The following is a 3,091-nucleotide window of genomic DNA, read 5'->3' on the forward strand; positions in this document are numbered from 1 at the left end:
TGTTCCGACTTAACGGTTATGTCTGTATGTTCGTTTATTTGCTTGATAGATGGCTCAAATACTCGCTTTTTAAAGTCAGCAATCATTTTATATTCACCATCAAGAACACCTAACTTCCTGCGAAGTTCTTGAGTTTCAATAATTGGCGTTTTCCCTGTACTCCTCCAAGCGATGAGCAATTCATAAAGACGAATTGCATAAGCTGTGCTTAGCCCCTTAATTTGCTGTAACTCATAACTTGTGAACTGTTCTTCTAGTCTTGTTATTAAAGGGATGATTGCAGGGGCGAAAATAAGCTCTACAGATGCAGTATTGTCTATGTAGGCGATTTGAGAAACCCAACGACTGGTTATATTTGCAATCCCTTTCCCACGTTGTTCTTGGTAACTAAATTGGCGTGCAAAAAGGTCTTTGCAAGCATCTTTTAACGCTTGGTAAGCTGTGTTTCTGTGAACATTAAAATGGTTAATATAGCTTTCTGCGTGAATTGTTAAAGGGTCATTTGCATTGATTCCTTTACCACTTTCGCGAGCTTCGATAATTGATAACAGAATAAGTCGCTGTTCAACCAAATCCAAATTATAGCTTGCGTTAATTAAAGCGTTATCTTTCACAATCAAATCTTTCATTATAAATCTTCTAATATGACATTTTTATTCTAGTCATTATATTGACATTGTAATTTGTGTCAATATATCAACTCTAAACAGACAAACCGTTGCAAGGTAAATGCTGTTTTATGGACAATATTTTTTTTGTCAGTATTTGCAAGGTAAGTGTCCACATATTGAAAAAATCTTGCAAGGTAAGTGTCCACATATTGCAAGGTAAGTGTCCACATATAAGTGCTGAAACGCACGTATATCAACGCTTTCAGCGTACCTAAAAGCATTTAAAAGCTTTTTTATTATTAAAAGCCCAAAAAAATTAAAAACGGCATTTAAAACTGCCCTATGTTTTCGCTTCGCTCAAACTCTATTGAATCTCGCTTCGCTCGATTCCTGGGGGCAGTTTTTTCAAAGACCAGCTAGGACGCTAAAAACAAGAATGGATTCGCTTCGCTCATAAAGCTTTATGCTCGCTTCGCTCGTCATGAAGCCAATTAATACAGTCGCTTCGCTCTGTAAATCTCGTTATAACGCAATAGTAAGCTTGTAATCAGGGAAAAGGCAGGGACGAAATTTTTATAACGCTCAATCGCTCGTAGACACTCGCTCGGTTTATTGTTTTGAAATCATATATTTAAAATTCTATCGTATAGATTTAATAAAACTAACGTATAAAAATCTTTATTTAATCAATTCTATCGTATAGATTTAATAAAACTAACGTATAAGAGTAAATATTATGGCTAAAGTTATTGGTATCTTCACAGGTAAAGATTTGAAATGGATGGAATCAGAAGGCGGTTCAGGCTATTGGATAGTACGTACAGACCGTATTAAAAGTGCTGAATATGTAATTTTAATTCGAAATCATAGAGAAACATGGGCAGTAAAAGATGGCTTAGGTCATGGTCAAGCCTTCATGGTTGGTAAAATTTCGGGCTGTATTCCTACTAAAAAACATGCAGGTAGAAAATTAATTCAAATTAGTGAATATGCACTGTTGCCAGACACAGAAAACTTTAAAAAGGCTTGGAAGAAATTAACAGCAGGTCAAAGATATCCAGTAGCTTATTTGAATACCAATGATCTATTACAAAACCTTGACCTTGATGTTGAAAAACTTGAGTGGTCTGCTTTTAATGCAAATCCAAATGCAGAAACTGCTTCACCTGAATCTGAAATTATTGCTGAAGAATCTGTAGATGAAACAAAAGAACTATCTGAAATTATTGCTGAAGCTAAAGAAATGATAGCTCATGCAGCAGGTATTGACGTGGATAAAGTTAATATCCAAATCAGTTTCTAATTAATTTTATTTAATAGCTCATAGCCATTTAGTTATGAGCTAATTTTTTTAAATACTCGTCAAAGTCTTGCTTGTTTAAATCACCTGAAACGTACTGATCATAAAGTTTTTGATGATCTTCAGTGATTTCTAAATCGTAATATTCTCGATCTGATTTCTTTAAAAACACCTCTAACAAACGATTATTTTTTTCAGCATCACTTAATTTCATGGTCTAAATGCTCCTATTTTGCGTTTATTGGCGTTTTTAGCCCTGTTTAGCTAGATTTCCCTGTTTTTAAGAAAATGGCGCTTAAATGCGATTTTAGGCGGTTTTTACGCTATGGGGTGAAATTCGATATTGGGGCGTTGCTAACAAGCAAATTTTTAGCGGTTTGGAGATTTATCATTTTCCGACAGCAGGAGGGAATGCACGCTTACGCGTTTCTCTCCGAGAAACAAAAAACCGACCTCTGAAAAAGATAAAAATAAGCCCCAAAGTTTGGGGCGTTTTGAAATCTTTTTTAGAGGATTAATTGCTACTTTTTGGCATTCACGTAGTCATAAAATTGAAGTTGCTGTTTTGGGTCTTTTAGCATGATGCGAAGCCGTTGCATAAAATCATCTGGAGATTCGTTCTCCTGCTTTAAATGAGCGAATTTCTTGTCACGGGACATATTGAACGACAAGCTGTTCACTTGCATATTTCGCAACTCAATAAACTTAGGTTCATCGACCTGTTTAATTGGTGCAGATTGGATTTTTTTAGAACCAAAGCCGAGTTGTTCCAGTAGCGGATAAAACATCCTGAATTTTTTTGGTTCTAAAAGCATATCGGCAAGGCGTTTCGTAAAGTCCTCTGCGGACTCTCCGATCTCTGCATATTCGCTACCAACTTCGGGCAGTTCAGATAATTTGTGTGCGAACAAATGCCGTTGTGCATCGGTCATTTCGACAAAGAAATCAGGTGTGTTTGGATCTCTTTTAGGGTCGGTTTTTTGTTCTAATTTTGGCTGTGCCTTTTGTTTGAATCGGAATGAAAATCCAGTAATTGAACGACCTGTTTTGTGCTGTTCCGACTTAACGGTTATGTCTGTATGTTCGTTTATTTGCTTGATAGATGGCTCAAATACTCGCTTTTTAAAGTCAGCAATCATTTTATATTCACCATCAAGAACACCTAACTTCCTGCGAAGTT

3 protein-coding genes and 1 pseudogene are annotated in these 3,091 nt (G+C 36.0%); 1 reads left to right on the forward strand and 3 read right to left on the reverse strand.

Annotated features, from left to right (window positions below):
- On the reverse strand, window positions 1-629 hold a 629-nt coding region (gene repM / locus FTU46_RS16520; RefSeq protein WP_180105347.1), incomplete at its 3' end, for a replication initiation protein RepM.
- A gap of 718 nt (window positions 630-1,347) precedes the next feature.
- Here repM and FTU46_RS16525 point away from each other — a divergent pair.
- A complete protein-coding gene (locus tag FTU46_RS16525; RefSeq protein ID WP_103801072.1) occupies window positions 1,348-1,914 on the forward strand; it encodes a hypothetical protein in 567 nt (188 codons plus the stop codon).
- Window positions 1,915-1,942: 28 nt separating this feature from the next.
- On the opposite strand, the gene FTU46_RS16530 is transcribed toward FTU46_RS16525, so the two are convergent.
- The gene (locus FTU46_RS16530) at window positions 1,943-2,125 is read right to left on the reverse strand and encodes a hypothetical protein (protein ID WP_178868349.1); all 183 of its coding nucleotides are present in this window, start codon (window positions 2,123-2,125) and stop codon (window positions 1,943-1,945) included.
- 307 nt (window positions 2,126-2,432) lie between these two features.
- A pseudogene (locus FTU46_RS16535) lies at window positions 2,433-3,091 on the reverse strand (RepB family plasmid replication initiator protein); the annotation flags it as partial.

The organism is Acinetobacter sp. YH12108, assembly GCF_013419055.1.
Lineage (GTDB): Bacteria > Pseudomonadota > Gammaproteobacteria > Pseudomonadales > Moraxellaceae > Acinetobacter.

Bases quoted from the DNA above. Each gene is read 5' to 3' on its own strand.
- FTU46_RS16525 (WP_103801072.1), top strand. From the start codon at position 1,348: ATGGCTAAAGTTATTGGTATCTTCACAGGTAAAGATTTGAAATGGATG.
- FTU46_RS16530 (WP_178868349.1), bottom strand. From the start codon at position 2,125: ATGAAATTAAGTGATGCTGAAAAAAATAATCGTTTGTTAGAGGTGTTT.